Genomic DNA, 20,179 nt, shown 5'->3' on the forward strand with positions numbered 1-20,179 from the left:
TATGTTTCGAATGGCAAACTATTGCTGCACAGTACTGTTCAACGTAATGTATGAAGGTACACTCTGAATGCGAGAGAAATCATGTTCGAGTATAATTACCCCATCCCTTTGACCTACTTCATTAAAACCAGCAAATTTATAAGTGAGCAGCATCATTCGATTCCGATCTGTAGGTACAAACTCTGCCCGCAAAACGTTTCCTGAATCGTGAGCCAACTTGGCAATATAATTTAAGGTTACGCCCCCCACTCCTCTAGAGATGACACGGCAGGACATAAGCAACAGCTTCAAAACCCATACACCTTCCTTGCATTCTAATAACGTTAAGCCAATTTTTCCGTAGGTTCCGTATTTATCTTCCAATCCGGAGATGAGCAGCTTATGATTCGGCGAATGACGGAATTGATCTAATTCTTCATAAGAGTACGTGTAGCCTGTTGCGTTTAATTGATGAGTCCGTACTGTTAATTCCTCAGCTCGCTTTAGATCATCCCCTTCAACCGGAGATATTGTAAATACCATGCCAAGCATGGATAGAAATTCTTCTTGCGACCCTTCATAGTCGCTTTCTATCTGATTTCTTACAATATCATTTCTATATAATTGACGGCGATTTTTGGAGTCATCGGTAATAAACGTCGGATTCATTTCTGGAAAATCCAACAGCGATATTGTCTGCGCTGCATCGATACAGAACACATCGGGATGATAATACTTCACTTCTTCCAGCTCAAATGGCTGGTCATCAATAAAAGCAATTGTGTCTATTCCAATATTAATCGACTCTGCAATTGTTTTGATAGAAGTAGATTTATTGTTCCAATTGATTTGCGGGTAAATAAAGTATTCGTCAATTCCAAACTCCTTTAATTTTCCCATGGCAACTTCATATTCATTTCTACTCGCGATAGATTGAAGAATGCCTCGTTCATCCAATGTTTTTATTACGTTCAAAATATGAGCATGGAGCTCGACAGTAGTGTCTTCTAATAAAATCCCATTCCAAATCGTATGATCTAAATCCCAAACCACACATTTAGCCCTGCGCAGTACCTTATTTTTTTCTATATCTTCAACTTGAGTGTTCATCACGATCATTCCCTTCGAAATTATTGAACTGATCTCAGCTCCTGGGCAGCAATTAGCATCTCGTGCATTTGTGTTGTACCTTCAATGATTTCGTTAATCTTTGCATCGCGATAATATCTTTCAACAGGATAACTATTGTGACAACCATTAGCTCCATGGATTTGGACTGCATCGTTTGCTACCTTTATTGACATTACGGAAGCAAAATATTTAGCTGCCCACGTTTCCATAATGCTGTCAGGATCGCTGATATCTTTTAAATAAGCTGATTTATAACATAACAACCTTGCCGCTTTCACATTTACTACCATTTCCGTAATCATTTTTTGAATGAGTTGATTGTCTCCGATTGGCCTTCCAAACTGAACTCTATTGCTGGCATATTGCAATGAAGCATCTAAGCATGCCTGGGCAAGTCCTACACAGCCGCATGCAATTGTAAATCTGCCATAGTCCAAGCAGGACAATGCAACATGCGATAGACCAGTTCCTACTTGACCGAGCCTATGCTCAATTGGAATGATACAGTTGTCCATCGTTAATTCAGCAATCATCGATGCCTTAGCACCCAGCAGTCCAAACATCGAATTCGCACGAAATCCTTCACGATTCCTCTCCACTATAAACGCTGTCGGTTTCCCATCACACTTAGCAAATAAGAGAAAAATATCGGCAATTTGCCCCATTGTGATCCACTTTTTTTTGCCATTTACAATGTAATGTTCATCTTGGAGCAGGGCTGTCGTCTCCATACTTTTAGCATCGCTTCCAACTTCCGGCTCTGTTAATCCAAATGCTCCTATCACTTCACCGGCAGCTAATTTCGGCAGCCAATAATCCTTTTGACTCTCCGTCCCCCATCGCAAAATGGCTAATCCAGCCATCCCATGGACAGTAAGCAAACTTCTTACGGATGAACAGCCGCGTCCAATCTCTTCGTTCAAAATACCCAACGTAATGTTGTCTAACTCCATTCCGCCATACTTCTTAGGCAACATAGATCCTAAATAACCTTTTTCAATCATTTTCTTTATTAGTTGGGGATCAATTCGTTCTTCTCGGTCGTTCTGAGCAGCATATGGAATAATTTCTTCATTTGTAAATTGTATAAATTCCTGTTGCCATTTCAGTTGTTCGGTTGTCAATTCTATTTTCAACGCATTCACCCCTGAAACTATATTATGAACTTTGATCTACAGTCGTCTTTTCTTGAATTAGACTAACCATTCGATTAATGGATCTGAAATTGTCCTGATCCATATCTTTGCTCTCAATAACGATGCCAAACTCTTTTTCTAAAAACATCACCAATTGCATCGCAAACAAAGAATTAACGAACCCTAATTCGAAAATATCTTCATGATCTTCCAATGCACGTTTGCGAAAAAATCGGAATAGAAACGCCCTGATTTTCACTTTAATCTCTTCCATATCATTACACACTCCTATCAATTAGTTGGTCACATCTTTGCTCATATTAATAGCTGTAAAACCCTTGGCCGCTTTTTCTGCCGTGCAATCCCGCCTCTACCATCTTCTTTAGTAAAGGACAGCAACGGAATTTGGAGTCCTGATAGCTTTCATATAACACATTTAATGAATGGACAACTGTATCAAGACCAATGAGGTCTGCTGTCTCAAGCGGTCCCATTGTGTGTCCATAGCACTTTTTGAATATATCGTCCACCTCTTGCGGGCTCGCAACTTGATCTTGCACAACAAATGCAGCCTCATTCATAAACAGATGAGATATTCGATTCGACACAAAACCAGGGTAGTCATTAACCAAAATAATATCTTTACCCATTTGGCCCATTAGGTCTTCGACGGAAGCAATGCATTCATTTGAAGTATGATAGCCGCGTATTACTTCAACCGTTTTTTTGGCTGGTACCGGATTCATGAAGTGGGTTCCAATTACTTTATCAGCACGATTCGTTAATGCTCCTATCTTAGTAATGGATATGCAAGAGGTGTTGACCATGAATATACAAGCATCATTACAAATAGGATCAATTTCTTTATAGATGCTTTCTTTCACCTCCCAACTCTCCGTCGCATTTTCAATAACAAAACTGACATCATGCAAGGAATGATACGTTGTACTAAAGCGAATTCTATCCATAATCACTTCCGAGTCTTCCGAGCTTCCGGAACTTGACCCAAAAAAAGTGCGGAAACGAAGGTTGTTTTTTATAACTGCTTTGGCTTGATCCAATCTCACTTCCGTAATGTCAATTAACACGACCTGTAGGCCCGATTGAGCCAAACTTTGAGCAACACCACAGCCCATAACACCCGCGCCGATTACTCCAATTTTCATCACTTCTTTATCCCCTCTCTATCCGCGATAGTTTCTATTGACTGTTCAATGACTTGACCCAAAAGCCGATACGTTTTATCTACATATTGACGCTCTAGTGTATAAACTAGATCTAGCTGTTCAGTAAGGAAAGCTACTGCTTTGGGCGTAAGTTTAGCTGCAAAAATCGATTTTGCTACTCCTTTTCTGATCAAAACCCATACATCTAAACTTTCATCGACAATTCCTTTAAGCTCAGCCATATCGCGAGATAATTGTTCATAACGGTACTTTTCTACAAGTTTTGCATTTATGATTTGGTTAAGCGCGTCAATCAAACTATCAGCGTATTGTTCAATGATCAGCTTCCCGGACAATGCATCTTTTATAACATTTGCAAAAAGACTCAGCTGTTCCAATGCGCTATAAACAAATTCCTTTTTCTGTTCCATAATGGATGCAAAATGCTGTACTTCGTTCCCAGTAAACGATAGTGACACTACTCCGCTCTCATTTTTTTCAGTAAACTCGTAATAAGTATGTTTGCCTGTATTAAATTTAAAATATCCGTTGTATCCTTCTACTATATCTTTGTAGCTGACCCAACACTTTTCATAAGTTAAATTTTCTATATCGTCATGTTCGATGACACAGAACATTTCTGCCTCATCGTTGAAGCCAATGACAAGCCATGAGTGAGGCCAATGTTTTTTTAAATACGTATCCTTGCGGTTGGAAGCATAATAACTATCGAGTCGTATAATTACCGGCTTATTGGATGAGATTGAAGCTTTCAGGTCTTCTACTACTGAATGGCTCACTATTTTTGAATCAACCTTAATATTCATCTCATCCAATACTTGTTCAACAGGCGCAGCCGTATTGTAGTCCACCTTAAACGTCTTAGTGTCCCTATCAAACTCATACAATATGACATCTTGAATTAAGATAGGAAGAATGTTTTGTTGATAATAATGAACGACAGGGAACAATGAATTGTAAAAACACTCTTTGTAAAATAAATCGTTAAAAGGTTCAACTAAATGCTCATTAGCAATCATGACGACTTCAGCTTCTCTTATCGTTGCAGCACTGGCAATGTTCACTGAGACTGGCGAAGCAGGAACTGTACTTCCTGTAATTCCTGTATTCCCCATTAACCGATTAGCAAACTTCCTTACGGTAGGGAATCGATAAATGTCCTCACTCTCAAAAACAATCCCCGCTACTTCCAGCTCCCACTCCAATTTCACTGCCTTTAAGGAGTGCCCTCCAACATTAAAAAAGTCATCATTTACACCGAGATGTTTGACATCCAATACATTTCTCCAAATTTCAAGCAACGTTTCTTCCAATTTATTAGCAGGGGGTTCCACTAGAACGCCATTACGGCCTATTGCATATGGATCCGGCAATGCGTTCCGATCAACTTTCCCATTCGGCGTATAAGGCAGTTTTTCCATTGTGATATAAAAAGATGGAAGCATGTATTCGGGCAACTGAGAAGACATAAACGCTCTTAATGTCTCTACTGGAGGAGAATACGATGAAACATAATAAGCGCAAATGATGTTGTTCCCTTGCTTATCCTTCTTTGCCACACATGCAGCAGCAGCAATTGAATCAAAGGATGTAAGCACATTTTCCACCTCACCAAGTTCGATCCGATACCCTCTGATCTTCACCTGTTGGTCAAGCCGACCTAAATATTCAATTTCTCCGCTTGAAAGTCGTCTGGCTAAATCACCTGTCCGATACATTTTTCCACCGCCCGCAAACGGACAATCTAGAAACCTATCGGCATTCAGTTCATCTCGTTGCCAGTATCCTTTTGCAACTCCATCCCCAGCAATACATAATTCTCCCGCGACACCTATTGGAACTGTCCTTAACGATTTGTCCACAATATACATTTTTGTGTTGGAAATAGGTCTGCCTAAATTTACAACTGCTGCATGCGTTACATCTTTGATCGACGACCAAATCGTTGTCTCCGTTGGGCCATACATATTAAAGATTTTTGCTTGGTTAAATTTTCGTTGTATTTTTTTTAACAGTTCCTCCGGGAAAGCTTCTCCACCAACCATAATTTCAGTTATACAACTTAAATTACTTTCGCCATCCTTTTCATTAACAAAAAGTTGCATACGGGATGGCGTTGCTTGCAACATCTCTACTTGATTATCAAACAACCATTGTTTCAATTGTGCAGAATTCTGCTGCTCATCTTCACTTGCTAATGCAACTTTCAACCCTTGAGTAAGCGGCAATAATGTTTCCAGTACAAAAATATCAAAAGATATCGTTGTTAAAGCCGCAATTATTTTCCCTTGCTTGAAGGGAAGCCTGTCCGTCATTCCTTTAAAGAAGTTTATGACTGAACGATGAGATACCGATACTCCTTTTGGTTTGCCTGTTGAACCAGAGGTATAGATCATATAAGCCGTATCATCTGAACTGTTTATGTTCGTTAAGGAAAGCGTTGAATCGACTGAACATAAGTAATTGTTGACGTCTATCGTTTCTCCACTAAATGCTACTTTGCCAACTAAGCTGGTATCTGTTAGTAGATGGTTCGTCTCGCTATCATCCAACATATGTTTGATTCTTTCGATAGGGTAACTTGGATCAATGGGGAGATAGGCACCGCCAGATTTCAGTACGGCAAGCAGCGCTGTAAGCATATTGGGCGACCGGTTCATCATCACGGCTACAACGCTGTTGCGCTGCACACCTTTTTCTCTGAGCTGGTAAGCAAGATGATTAACCCGAATGATTAGCTCAGCATATGTAAGTCCGCTTTTTCGGAACCAAATAGCTACTAGATCACCACTCAACATTGCTTGATTCTCAAAAAGCTCATGTATCGTTTTATCGCATTGATAAGGAATCTTTGTATTATTGAATTGTGATTCGATCTGATGGATTTCCATAGAAGTTAACATCTGAATTTGTCTTAGAGGTATACTTGTCTCTTCCAATACTTCTTCAAAGAAAGCAACAAGATGATGGTAAATGCCTGCAATAAAATCACTTGAATACATTGAACGATCATATTCGATTCTTAGTTGAAGGCTCTCCTCCGTTTTTAACAATCGAAAAATGATTGTCCCTTCGACTTCCTGCAAGCGAACTGGCACATGCAGCGTATTCATTAAAACAATTGTTTTGAAATGGGGTACTGCAGAATCAGCTTCATCCTTCAGCAAACTTACTATTTTGCGAAACGGAATGCTGCTGTTTCTTTGAGCCTCCTGAAAAGTACGTGCTACGAGCATAAGATAATTTTTGAAGGTTGTATTTTCATCGACTTCTACTTTGATAGCCGTTAAGTTCAAGTCGGCAGCGATACCATTTCCTTCTGCTTTCAAGTCTGCTGGCTTACCAAGCATAATTGATCTATCGCCTGCATACCGATGAAGCAAATAAGTAACACCCGACAAAAGCAATGAATAAAGACCTTGTTCAGACTGTCGACACAGCCTTTCCATTTGCTCAACCAACTTTGCTGGAAAAGAACGTTGATACACATCTTCGATTAACTCTAGATTTCCCCCTACATCTCGCATATCACTAGGAAAATAGCTCATTTCAATAGAAGAACCTAGTTTATTCAACCAGTATTCTCGCTCTTCGTCCCACCTGCCACTGGATAAAAGGATATTTTCTATAAATGCGTCCTTCATCCTGCTTCCCTCCCTCCTCTAAATGTTTCATTGATTTAACATAGAATTAGAAGTAGAAATTAATGGTTTCATGTTCATTTTGTTGTGAACGCCACGAGAGTTGGTCAGATAATGTAATGTCTTGAATTTGCATATCCATCTGCTCAGAAATATGTTCCACTATACTTACATAATCGAGGAGCATTCGCTGAATGGTTTCATGATCAAACAGTTTTTTGGAGTATTCCAGTCTGAATTGGAGCCCTCCATCCCGCTCCAAAGCCTCAAATGTTAAATCATAGTCTGTTAAATTGTAGACCTCTCCATAAGATTGGCCATGTAAGTTATTGGATGAGTCTGTTACGGGATTGTTCTGAAAAACAAATACAGTATCGAATAGCGGGTGACGATTCGAACTTCTTTTTACGTTTAATGAATTAATCAACTCATCAAGTGGATAATCCTGATGATCGAAAGCTAGTAATGCAATCTTTTTAACTTCAGCGAGGTATTCCCTAAATGTCATTTTCTTGGCTGGTTTAACACGCATTGCGATCATATTAATGAACATCCCCAGCATTCTATCCAGCTCACGTTTTGGACGCCCTTCTACAGGAGAACCAATGACAATATCTTCTTGAGCACTATATTTAGATAAAAGAATCGAATAGACTGCCAATAACAAAATATACAGTGTTGAACCACTAGCAAGCACTTGCTTTTTCAACTTATCGGTTAACGCCTGATCTACAAAATGGGTCGCGACGCTACCTTCAAATGTAAAATATTCAGATCGAGGGTAGACGGTAGGTACTTGAAGGACTGGAATTCCATCTTCAAATACGGTTTCCCAATATCGTTTCTGCGCTCTCATAAAGTCTGATTGCATACATTGCTGTTGCCAATCTACATAATCTTTATAGTGATAAATAGGTTTAGGAAGAGATTCTCCTCTATATAATTGAACAAGTTCCTTCATGAAAATATCCATCGATACGCCATCGGTAATAATATGGTGAGCGTCATACAATAGGAAAAATTTATCTTCCTTAACTTTAATCAAGCCCATTCTAAACAGTGGTGGCGCATTTAAATCAAACGGTTGTTTGAAGTTATCCATAATATGCTGTGCTGATTTTTCATTTGCTTCCCAATAAGCAAGTTCAAAATCAACATCTTCTCTAATTTGTTGAACAATCTCCTCACCTTTGATCATTACTGCAGTCCGCAAAATTTCATGTCTTTCAATCATTCGACGAATCGCAAGCTCCATTCGCTCTGGTTCTACCCGATATTCGAGGATAGAGACTCTGTATTGATTATTGCTTACCGAAGCAGGCTCCCTTTTGTAAGCCAAAAACATTCGTTTCTGTGCATAAGAAACCGGGTAAATGTCATTAGCTTGCACGTTCTGCAATACTGGATATTTAATTGAACTGGATGCTGAAGGCTTATTAGCCATTTTGCTCTCCAAATGTTCCGACAGTTGGATAATGGTTGTATACTCAAATAACTGACTAATGGAAACCGTTTCAAATATCTGTGACTCCAATTCACCTTGAAGCTTCATTAAAACTAAAGAATCTGCTCCCATTTCAAAAAAATTATCGTAAATATCGATTTCATCGAAACCGAATACCGTTTGGCAACATGTAGCAATCTTCATTTCCAACTCTGAATAAATGCCATTCTCTCGTCCAGTTACAATACCCCCGCCTGTACTTCGTTCTTTCACTGCATTTTTAACCGATGTTGGTGCACGTTTTTTCGATTTTTTTTGTGCTAGCGCAAACATTATGTCATCTGAACAGACCACACCTGTACGTTCAAGCAGCAGAGAACCTGCACCCTCGTAATTGATTTGTCCAATTAGGGCTTGCTTCACATCGCTGCTCAGCAAAGAAGCAAATCCTTCAATTCCTTTGGCAGTTGGCAACGTTTTGAAGATTGTATCCATAACATGACCGCTATTAAATGCCATTCCTGTTTCTTTCCATGTTGTCCAGTTTATTGAGAGGAAGCGTTTCCCTGCTTTATGCCGAGATGCAGCGTATGAATCCATATAGGCATTAGCAGCTGCATATTCCCCTTGTCCGAAAGCACTGAACATCGTTGCAACTGAGGAAAACATAATAAAGAAATCCAAAGGCTGACCAGAAGTCAACTTATCTAGAATCCAAGTTCCGTAAACCTTAGGCGAATAAATCGCTTCAAACATACTGTCGCTTCTGTCAGCAAGCGGCCCATCATTAGATAATCCAGCACCATGAATAATGCCGTTAATGACACCGTACTTCCGCTTCAAATCGGCTATCACTTTTTCCATTTCGGAAAAGTCACTAACATCTGCACCGATTAATTCAACAGTAGCACCTAAAGCTTCGATATTTTTTATTGCACGAATTTTTTTCTTAAGTTTCTCTGAATCATTGCCCTCCAGCACTGTATCCCATTGTGTGCGAGCAGGCACTGTGCTTCGGTTTACGAGAGCCAATTTTACATTCTGCCTTGAGGCAAAATAATTAGCAATCTCCAAGCCAATACCTCCAAGCCCGCCAGTAATGATATAAACACCCTGTTCTTTTAAAGGCAGATGGTCGGTCTTTGTTTTTTCAATTGAAATTTCAGTAAACATTTCCGTAAATCTTTCATTATTCCTATACGCTGTAGCATAGTCGTTACTAGTTGAGTGCAGCTCATTAATAAGCGTAGTGAATGGGGTAACTTCATCACAATCGATAAATCTGCATTTTAAATAGGGCTGTTCTTTCATGATCACTTTTCCCATTCCGTAGACAGAGGCATTGTCTGGGATAATCCGTGGTTCATCTCCACTAACCTCTTTGGCATACTGGGACAGAATAAGGAAATCGATTTCATTGTGAATACCTGCGTTAGCAATTGATTTAGCTAAATAGAAAAGACTATATGCACCAACCTTTTGCCGTTCCCTTAGGCTTTGCACTGTGTCTTCATTGGATGTTGAAATCCGTGTAAATAAATGAACGATTTGGCTGATGACGATCTCTTTAAGATCACCCATTAATCTCATATAACTATCCTTGGAACCATCAATCTGGTAACTGTAGCTGGAAAGCTTGTTGTATATCATTTCATTTACTAAATCGACTTCAATTACGTGCTCATGATGCATACGGAGCGAATTAATGACCATACTCCCCGTTTCAGATCGATCTTTGAAAATGACGGCTGTGCCTTCTTTATTATTTCGATTTGATAGGGAGAAAGTTTCGTTGCTTTTCCTCCACTCCATTCCATAGAACAAACCATCTTCATTGCTCTTATTGGCTACTGCCGATGGCATATCCAGCCAACAGCTATTTTGTTCAAAAACATATAATGGTGCAGCTATTTTGTTTCTGCCTTCACCTCTATACAAATCTTCGCAATTAATGTCAGCACCATTAACATATAATTCGCAAAGTTGTTGAAGAACGGATATATCCGTTTTTCCGCTTTGAATAAACGCCGTTAGTTGCTGTGCTGCTGTACGAGAAAGTTCCATTCTTTTTGCTTCTTTTATTTCGTTGGCCATTAGTTCTTTTTTGTTGCTGGACACAACTTTATGCGAACCGTACCACATATAGTCATAATTTTGTTCGCCTAATCTGCTGCCTGCTAGCCGGCCTATCTTATTTTGCAAATCTGCCTTGTTCTCAAAAATAATAGCAATACGCTGTGAATAGTGACCTCTGCCCGTATTTGCCGTGTAACATAAATCTCTCATTAAAAGGGGCTGCTCTTTATTTAGAAACGGTATGTAGCTTTCGATAATACCGCTTAAAGACTCGTTGCTTTTTGCTGACAACAAAAGCACGTTAGGATGGCTACAATACGGATCATTCATAATTGTTTCGGGAACGTATTCTTCCAATACGATATGGCAGTTTGTTCCGCTTAACCCAAATGCGCTTACTCCGCATCTGCGAGGATGATGAGCTTGCTCCCAGTCTTTTGTTGCACGATTTACATATACGGGTGATTGGCTAAAATCAATCGTTTTGTTTGGTACATTAAAGTGAACAGACGCTGGTATTTTTTTATGCTTTAACGATAAAGCCGCTTTGATTACACCAGCAATTCCAGCGCATTCGTACAAGTGACCTACATTGGTTTTCACCGTACTAATCGCACAAAACTGTTTCTTTTTTGTATGTTTTTGAAAGGCTTTTTGCAAACCTTCAATTTCGAGTGGATCTCCTAGTCGTGTTGCTGTGCCATGTGCTTCAATGTAAGATAGCGTATCCGGTTCAATACCAGCATCTTTCCAAGCCTTTAGTAGCACTTCTGCCTGCGCGGCTGAATTTGGAGCAGTAATGCCAATCGATGCCCCGTCTTGATTAACAGCACTACCCTTGATCACAGCATAAATATGATCGCCATCTTTTTTCGCCTTGCTTAGCGGCTTCAAAAGAATAGCAGCGGAACCTTCTCCCCAACCTGCACCTTCAGCAAATGAATCAAATGTTCGAGTCCTTCCGTCCGCTGCCTCAACACCAAGCTGCAAACCTGCATTGTCCAGCGGCAGAAGGTTTATTCGAATTCCGCCTGCCAGCGCCATTTCACAGTCGCCATTCCGAATGGCTGTACAGGCTAAATGAATAGCAACTGAAGAGGATGAACAGGCGGTATCCAAAATGAGAGTAGGGCCTTTTAAATCTAGTAGATAAGCAATTCTAGCCGGCAACATCGCAGCAATATTACCTGTTAAAGCTGTGGAAGCAGATGCCGGGTCTGTATCCAAAATCATCGTGTGATAACTTGAACTGCTAGAATATCCTGTATATACACCAGTGTTGCTGCCCACCAGCTTCTTGCCTCCATACCCTGCATCTTCAATGGCTTCCCATGCCGTTTGCAAGAACAGCCTCTGGGCCGGGTCCATGAGAGCTGCTTCTTTGGGAGTGATTCGGAAGAAGCTATAATCAAAGGAGTCAATCTTATTCAAATACGCACCTGGCAAATATTTTAGTTCCCAGTCCAAGTTATCCAGCTTGCTTAATAAATAGCTATCGATTTGTTCACTTCTTTTGACTGGGAATGAACCCATCAATTCCATCCCTAATTCGATGTTGTTCCAAAATTCCTCAGCGGATTCCGTTCCAGCAATACGGGACGACATCCCGATAATTGCAATGTCATCCTTACTATTTTGCTGCCCATCCCGAACCATGGCGACCAACTGAATGGCGTCCTCTTTAGCTATTTTTCCTTCGGTTGCTTTCCTCAGTATATAGTTGTAAAGATGATCCATATCCATTTATCCTCTCGGCAACAATAGTATTCAACTTCATGTGTTTGGTTTAGTCAGACGATCGATGGCTTGTTCGATTGAGAGACTTCCATCATAAATATCATCAAATAATTTTTTGGTGTCTTCCAATGTGTCCAGACCTGCACTGACTTGTTCGAATAATTGTTCCCCATCATCCGCTCTAAACGCTGCATTCTGAAGATCATCGTCTTCTTCAGTTACCATTTCGGATTTAAGGAAATGATATAGCTTATAGATTGACGTGTATTCAAACAAATCTAGCAATCGCACTCTACCGGGATATAGTTTCTCTAATGAAACATGGACTCTGCTAAGTAGAATAGAATCTCCGCCAAGCTCGAAGAAATTATCATAAATATCAATTTCATTGAAACCTAGCACTTGGCAATAGATTTCGGCAAGTTTAGCTTCCGTGTCATCATAGTCATCTCCGTCTTTTCCCGTTAGCTTGATGTCACCTTCAATCATCTTCTGAGAAGCCTGTTGTCTCGCTTCAAGCTTTCTCCACGACTGCTTCAATGCAGCTTCAATATGGGTATCCATGTATTGCGGTACTAAATCAAGCTCCCACAATATATCCGAACCAAAGTTGATTTCTCCAACTAGTACATTTTGCACACGCTTATTTAAGGCTTCGTCGAAAGCTTTCATCGCTCTCGCAGTAGTGAGCGCTTTAAAGGCTCCATCGGCGTTAACGCCGAACTCGACTCCCATCCCTGTTTCTTTCCATACTACCCAGTTAATCGATAAAGTCTTTTTATTTCTAATACTTCTGAACTTTGAATAAGCATCAAGAAATGCGTTGGCAGCTGCATAATCGCCTTGCCCTGGAACTGCAAATCGAGAACTCATCGATGAGAACATAACGAAAAAATCCGGTTGATCTTGCTCGGTTAATTTGTCGAGAATCCAGGTTCCTGTTATTTTCGGATGGACAACTGCATTGAATACTAGTTCATCCTTAATATAAAGGAATCCTTCGCCCCCAACCCCTGCTCCATGCACAACACCATTAATTCGTCCATATTTTTCTCTTAACTCATTTACTGTATCTTCCATTTTTGTGCGATCGGCTATATCAACACCAAAACAAGTAACAGTAGCGCCGATCGCTTCAATTTCTCGCACTGACTTAATCCGTTCAATGATTTTGTAATCCGTCCGGCTGTTCTGACTTACAATTCCATCCCACAAATGTTTATCTGGCATTGGGGTACGATTCAGCAAAGCAATATTGACATTCTTTTTGGCTGCTAAATACTTGGCAACTTCTACTCCCATGCCGCCGGTTCCGCCTGTTATAAGGTAGACACCTTCTTGTTTGATCTCAACCGGTTGTTCTGGTGCTGTTTCCATAGCGTATTCCTTAAATTTCTCCACATATCTTTCGTTTTCACGGTAAGCCACTTGATAGATTCCCGAAGGCATATTCATTTCCTGAATTACTGTTTCCATTGCCGTCTGATCGTCGATATCAATACAGCGGCAAAGGAGATTCGGCAATTCCAATCTCACTGACTTCCCAAGTGCAAATAAGGAAGCATTCCAAGGATTTATAATAGTTTCCTTATTTGTCACGGCATCCACATTGTCGGATATGATCACCATATCAGCTACTGCACTCAATCCAACCGTCGCTACCGCTTTGGTGAAGTAAAACAAACTGTAAAGTCCGCGAAGTTGGGTTTCCTGAAATCCATCCCAAGTATTTGCTATATCTTCCGGCACAACACTGAAAAGATGTATGATCTTGCTCCACTTTCGATGTTTATTTTCTTTCAGCAATTTAACATAATCATCTACTGTGCCGCTAACATGGTAATGAGACTCCGCCACTCTCTTAAACTGATCTCTCAGATAAACTTTTACAACTTCTTTTCCTTCATCCATCCAACGTTTCGTTAGTTGTTCACCTAGGCCTTTTTCATCCAAGAAAATAAGAATAGGACCATCTTGAGGGGCTTTTTCTACCGCTGGCAGATCTTGCCTAATCCATTCACCCGCATAATATAAACCGCCTGATGAAACTTCATTTGCGATTTCCTCATACTCCGGTGTTTCAATCCAACATCTTTCTTTTTCATAGGGATAAGTTGGAAGGCTGATCCTGAATAACTCTTCTCCAACATATAGCTCCTCCCAATTTACTTCAGCTCCACTTATAAATAATTCAGAAAGACGCTCCAAGTGCTTACTGTTAATTCGATCCCCGTCCACGTATTCAGCAATGAATGCCTCGGCTTCCTTATTCATTTGAATGCGCTGCTTTTCAACAATCTCACCAACTGCTCGGTTTGATTTGGACTCTGATACGACTTTATGGTAACCGTAGTAAACATGCTGCAAATTCAATTGTTCAAGATCACTCGTTTCAATCACACTCAGTTTTTCATTTAAATCTTCCATACTTTCAACAATGAGAGCTAATCGATACGCATATTGACCCCGACCCGTATTCGCCGTATAACAAATGTTGTGAATGTTGGTTCGGCCTTCATCAATAAACGTTCGTTCTTTATACTGTTTAACCAATATCTGCAATGCAGCAAAATTATGAGCAGATAACGTTAATAGATTAGGTTTTTTCTTAACTATCGCTGTTGCATGATTTGTTTGCTCTGCATATTCCTCCAATACGACATGACAGTTCGTTCCGCTCATTCCAAATCCACTTACTCCGCATCTTCTAGGAAATCCATCTGTTTCCCACTTTCTTCTAGTTGTATTTACATAGATCGGGGAGTTGTTGAAGTCAATTTTCCGGTTAGGTCTGTTGAAATAAATATTTGGCGGAATTTCTTTATTTTTGAGCGCTAATACTGCCTTTATCACACCTGCAATTCCGGCAGCTTCTCCTAAATGCGTAATATTCGATTTAGAAGACCCAACCGCACAAAATTGCTTTTTATTTGTAAATTGTTTAAACGCATTTTGAATGCCTTGTATTTCGATTGGATCTCCTAATACGGTGGCCGTCCCATGCGTCTCCAAATACGATATCGTTTCAGGATCAACAGCTGCATCTTCCCACGCTTTCACCATTACAGCTTCCTGTGCAGCAGGATTTGGCGCAGTTAAACCTACAGAACTGCCATCTTGGTTAGAAGCACTCCCCTTAATCACTGCATAGATTTGATCCCTGTCTTTAATGGCTTGTTTAAGCGGCTTGAGGACGATTGCGGCTACACCTTCACCCGATCCCGTCCCATCCGCATAGTGGTCAAATGTACGGGTTTTCCCATCTACCGATTCCATGCCAATGCCCCTAGACTGTCCTCTGCGATAAATAGGTAATAAATTCAACTTAACACCACCAGCGATAGCCATATCGCAATCTCCCATACGAATGGATTTGCACGCCAGATGTACAGCAGTAAGGGAGGAAGAGCAGGCTGTATCAACAACTACGCTAGGTCCTTTTAAATCAAATAAATAGGAGACCCGACCGGTAGCGATTGAAGCCGTATTACCGATTAATGACGAAGCTTCCGACTCAGGCTCGATTTCACTGATGATGCGATGGTAATAAACCATTGCAGAGGCGAAGCCCAAATACACACCTGTATTCGTACCATTTATTTTGTTACCACCATATCCTGCATCTTCGATAGCATGCCATGCTGACTGGAGGAACAATCGATGATGGGGGTCTGTTGTGCTTGCTTCTTTGGGTGGCAATCGAAAGAAGCGATAATCAAACTTATCGATATCTTCCAAATAGGTGCCGCGCTCAAACTCTATCGCATTAGGCGGATATCCTTTAAACTTAATAAACTTTTCGATATCCTTTTTCCTACTATCAGGAACACCGCCGCCCAAATCCAGCCCTGATTGAATAGCTTCCCAAAACTGCTCGCTGCTTTCTGCCATCGGCAATCGGAAGGACATTCCGATAATCGCAATTTCTTCATCTGTATTTTTTTCACGCTGTGGTCTGCCTTCTTTTGTCGGTGCTGCTGAACTTTTGCTAATTATATAATTGGCCAACTTGGAAATTGTTGAATGTTCAAACATGTCAGCTACCGTTAATTGATTCGGATAACTCTTATCTAATTCAGAGTGAATACGCATGAGCAGGATGGAATCCGCCCCTAATTCAAAAAAGTTGTCGTAAATATCGATTTCGTCGTACCCCAACACTTCCTTGCATACACTCGCAATCCTTTTCTCTGCTTCACTGAACGTGTCCCCATCTCTTCCAATAAGGCGCACATCGCCATTACTGCTCTTCGCACCTCGTTTGGAGGCGCTGCCAGTGTCTTTGATCTGTTTCTTGTTATGCTCTAGTTGTTGCTCCAACGATTTCGACAGCTTAACAGTAGACTTTTCTATCAAAGCTATACCGAGCCTGTCGAAATTAAACTCCCCTATCAGTGCTCTGCTCGTTTTTTTATTTAATAGTGTTGTGAATCCTTCAATGCCTCTTGCTGTCGGCATTGTTTTGAAAATCGTCTGTACAGCTGCACCTGTTGCTGCTGCCATGCCCGTTTCTTTCCAAGTCGTCCAATTGATCGTCAGCGTTTTCTTTCCTAGTCTGTTACGATAATGCGTGAAGGCATCCATATATGCATTTGCTGCAACGTAATCTCCTTGAGTCACACCACTAAAAATAGTAGCAACGGATGAGAACATTACAAAGAAATCAAGATTATCCTGCTCCGTCAATTTATTTAGCAGCCAAGTTCCATTCACCTTTGGCAAAAGCACTTCTCGCATAACATATTCCTGCTTCTCAGCAAGGAATTGATCGATAGCTATTCCAGCTGCGTGAATGACGCCATTAATGGCCTTATACTCACTGCGCAAATGATCAAGTACGGCACTAAGCTCTTTCTCATTCGATGCATTAGCCTGATAATAATGAACTTTGGCTCCTAATTGTTCAATTTCGCGTATAGCAATAATCTTATTGATAGCCCCCAGATTCTTTCCATCAGCGATAATGTTGTCCCAAGTTTCTCTTTCCGGTAATTCTGAACGATTGACTAGAGCAAGAACGATATTGTTACCGCTCTTTGACAATGATTTGGCAACTTCAAGTCCAATTCCTCCAGCTCCACCGGTAATGACATAAACGCCATCGTCCTTAATCGTTACCTTATCCTCGGGAACATTATTTATATCTATCGCAGTAAATTGCTCAATGTATCGAACACCTTTACGATAAGCTACGCCGTATGCTCCAGAGCTGGACATTATTTCAACTGTCAGTAGCTCCAATTCTGTTTCTGCATCCCTATCAATACTTCGTACAGAAAATGCCGGATGTTCTTTAGCCATAACTTTCCCAAGGCCGTACAGTGTAGCATTTTCCGGCTTAATCTGCTTCTCCGTACCGTCTACCTCATGAGCGTATTCCGTTACTAAAACGATATCCAGTTTCTCATTTGGTCTAGTTTTGTTCCAAGCCTGATAAAAGTAAAAGAAACTAATGAGACTATGATGTTGACTGGCTTCCAATTGCTCTATGCTCTCAATTGGACTCCCTCCCGCTGCCGACATCAGATGAATAAATTTAGATAACGACCAATCGCCGATTTCGTTCAGCAGAGACTCATAATCGCTTTGTTTGTTGCTGATCGTATAAGAAAAATCGCTATGCTTCTCAAATTGATCGCCCAACGTTACGATGATCACTTTTCGATCATTTTTATTGCACTCTTGTACAATTGCTGCGTTAATGTCCTGTGCATATCTGTTATCGCTATAGATGAGTACAGCTCCTTCTGATGTGTCGACAGCACTTGTACCTTCAACGGCAGTCCATATCGGTTCGTAATAAAGCGTATTAGCCGATTCATCAATCCCTGTTTCCCTTTCCGGGAAATCTATCCAACATCGGTTAGACTGAAAAGGATAGGTAGGCAAACTGACACGCCTTCTTTTCTCCCCCTCATAAAGCTCGTCCCAGTTTACTTCAGCCCCATTAACATAAATAGAGCAGAGCTTTCCAAGCAATTCTGCATCATCCCGTTCTGATTGATTCCAGCCCGTCGTTATCTCCTCAGCAAGCGAACTAAGCTCTTTTTTTTGCTGTTCGCTTAGTTCATTGTTGCTTGGTTCACTATTTGCACGTGCCATTTTGTGATAGCCATAACATGCCCATGACTCGTCGAGCGTTTCCAGCTCTTGATCATAGCAATACTGTAGTTTTTGTATGAAGTCCTCCACATGTGTTGCGATAAAGGCAAGCCGATGGGAATAGGAGCCTCTGCCTGTATTCGCAGTAAAGCATATGTGGGACAACGGCGGAATACGATCCGTTTCTTTCATATAGTTGATATATTGCTTCAAGAGATCTCTTAGTACCGGCATGCTCTTAGCAGATATCGTAAATATTTCAGGACTGTCTGGAAGTACATCAGCTGCTGAATAAACAGGGGCCTCCTCCAATACAAGATGACAATTCGTGCCGCTCATCCCAAAACCACTAACCCCGCCTCTGCGCAGATGACCCGATGTTGTCCAGTCTCTTAACTTTGTATTAACATATAGGGGTGAATTACTGAAGCCGATTGCTTTATTCGGTTTTTGAAAATAGATAGATGGCGGAATTTTTTTGTTTTTGATAGAAAGCGCCATTTTGATCAAACTGGCAATACCAGCAGCTTCACTTAGATGACCAATATTCGTTTTAACTGAACCGACGGCACAAAACTGTTTTTTATCGGTAAATTTACGAAACGCGCCCTCTATACCCTTAATTTCTATCGGATCGCCAAGTTTTGTCCCCGTACCATGTGTTTCAATGTAATCCAGTGTCTGCGGATCAATTCCCGCTTCTTCCCAAGCCTTCTGAAGGACTGACGACTGCGATGTTGGATTTGGAACTGTAATGCCTGCTGTTGTGCCATCATGATTGGCAGCATCACCCTTAATGACAGCATAGATGTGATCTCCGTCCTTTATCGCTTTCTTCAAAGGTTTGAGAAGAACGGCTCCCGCACCTTCGCCAACACCTGAACCATCAGCCGCATCATCAAAAGTTCTTGTTCTCCAGTCGCTCGATTCAATTCCAATACGAATATTTACATCATCAATTGGAATAATATTCAACTTAACACCGCCAGCTAGAGCCATATCGCATTGCCCTTGTTTAATAGCTTGACAGGCAAGCCCAATTGCAATTAATGCGGATGAACAAGCAGTATCAACGACAAGCGCAGGTCCTTTCAAATTCAAAAAATACGAAATTCTGCTAGCAGTCATTGCTTGCATATTTCCTACAGTAGAGATGGACAACAACGTTGGGTCGATATCATAAACCATTTTTGCATATAAATCTTTTGGACTTTGGGTGTATCCAAGATATACGCCTGTTTTGCTCCCAGCCAGCTTCCCTCCTCCATAACCCGCATCTTCTATCGTTTTCCAAGCTTGCTCTAGAAATATTCTTTGGTGTGGGTCAGTTAAGCTAGCTTCTTTAGGAGGCACACGGAAAAAATCGTAATCAAACTTATCAATATGATCCAAATATCCGTACTCGGGATATCTGACTGTTTCTTTATCGATCCCCATAAATTTGACATAGTTATCATTGTCTACACTACGATTAGGAGGAATGTTTGCTACACTGTCTAATCCATTCTGTATGTTGCTCCAATATTCATCTATATTCTGGGCACCAGGCAGTAATGCGGACATACCGATAATTGCAATATCGTCTCGCACTTTTGTATCGCTTTGCTTAAGCATTGCAATCATTTCTACAGCTGTTTCCATATCAATTTTCCCGCTGGATGTGTTGTTGACGATATAATTATAGATGTTGGTTTGCAAGCATCTCCCCCACTTTCTACTATAATTTAGGTTGCTATACTCATCATG

7 protein-coding genes are annotated in these 20,179 nt (G+C 40.7%); all 7 read right to left on the reverse strand.

Annotated elements, in window-relative coordinates:
- Positions 1–18 precede the first annotated feature (18 nt).
- The 7 genes from MFF31_RS23210 to MFF31_RS23240 are packed head-to-tail and all read right to left on the reverse strand — an operon-like array spanning position 19 to position 20,131.
- Positions 19–1,089, reverse strand: a complete 1,071-nt coding sequence (locus MFF31_RS23210; RefSeq protein WP_238192224.1) for an HAD-IIIC family phosphatase — start codon at positions 1,087–1,089, stop codon at positions 19–21.
- Between the two features lie 20 nt (positions 1,090–1,109).
- Entirely contained in the window at positions 1,110–2,246 is a 1,137-nt protein-coding gene (locus MFF31_RS23215; RefSeq protein WP_238191445.1) for an acyl-CoA dehydrogenase family protein, read from the reverse strand.
- A 22-nt stretch (positions 2,247–2,268) separates the two neighbouring features.
- Positions 2,269–2,520 (reverse strand): acyl carrier protein, encoded by a 252-nt coding sequence (locus MFF31_RS23220; protein ID WP_238191446.1) that lies wholly within the window; start codon positions 2,518–2,520, stop codon positions 2,269–2,271.
- 46 nt (positions 2,521–2,566) lie between these two features.
- The gene (locus tag MFF31_RS23225; RefSeq protein WP_238192226.1) at positions 2,567–3,412 is read right to left on the reverse strand and encodes a 3-hydroxyacyl-CoA dehydrogenase family protein; all 846 of its coding nucleotides are present in this window, start codon (positions 3,410–3,412) and stop codon (positions 2,567–2,569) included.
- Positions 3,412–7,077, reverse strand: a complete 3,666-nt coding sequence (locus MFF31_RS23230) for a non-ribosomal peptide synthetase (RefSeq protein WP_238191447.1) — start codon at positions 7,075–7,077, stop codon at positions 3,412–3,414. The genes MFF31_RS23225 and MFF31_RS23230 overlap by 1 nt, the downstream gene beginning before the upstream one ends.
- A 46-nt stretch (positions 7,078–7,123) precedes the next feature.
- The gene (locus tag MFF31_RS23235) at positions 7,124–12,331 is read right to left on the reverse strand and encodes an SDR family NAD(P)-dependent oxidoreductase (RefSeq protein WP_248565557.1); all 5,208 of its coding nucleotides are present in this window, start codon (positions 12,329–12,331) and stop codon (positions 7,124–7,126) included.
- 36 nt (positions 12,332–12,367) lie between these two features.
- Positions 12,368–20,131, reverse strand: a complete 7,764-nt coding sequence (locus MFF31_RS23240; RefSeq protein ID WP_238191449.1) for an SDR family NAD(P)-dependent oxidoreductase — start codon at positions 20,129–20,131, stop codon at positions 12,368–12,370.
- Positions 20,132–20,179 lie beyond the last annotated feature (48 nt).

Source organism: Paenibacillus sp. L3-i20, assembly GCF_022180385.2.
GTDB lineage: Bacteria > Bacillota > Bacilli > Paenibacillales > Paenibacillaceae > Pristimantibacillus.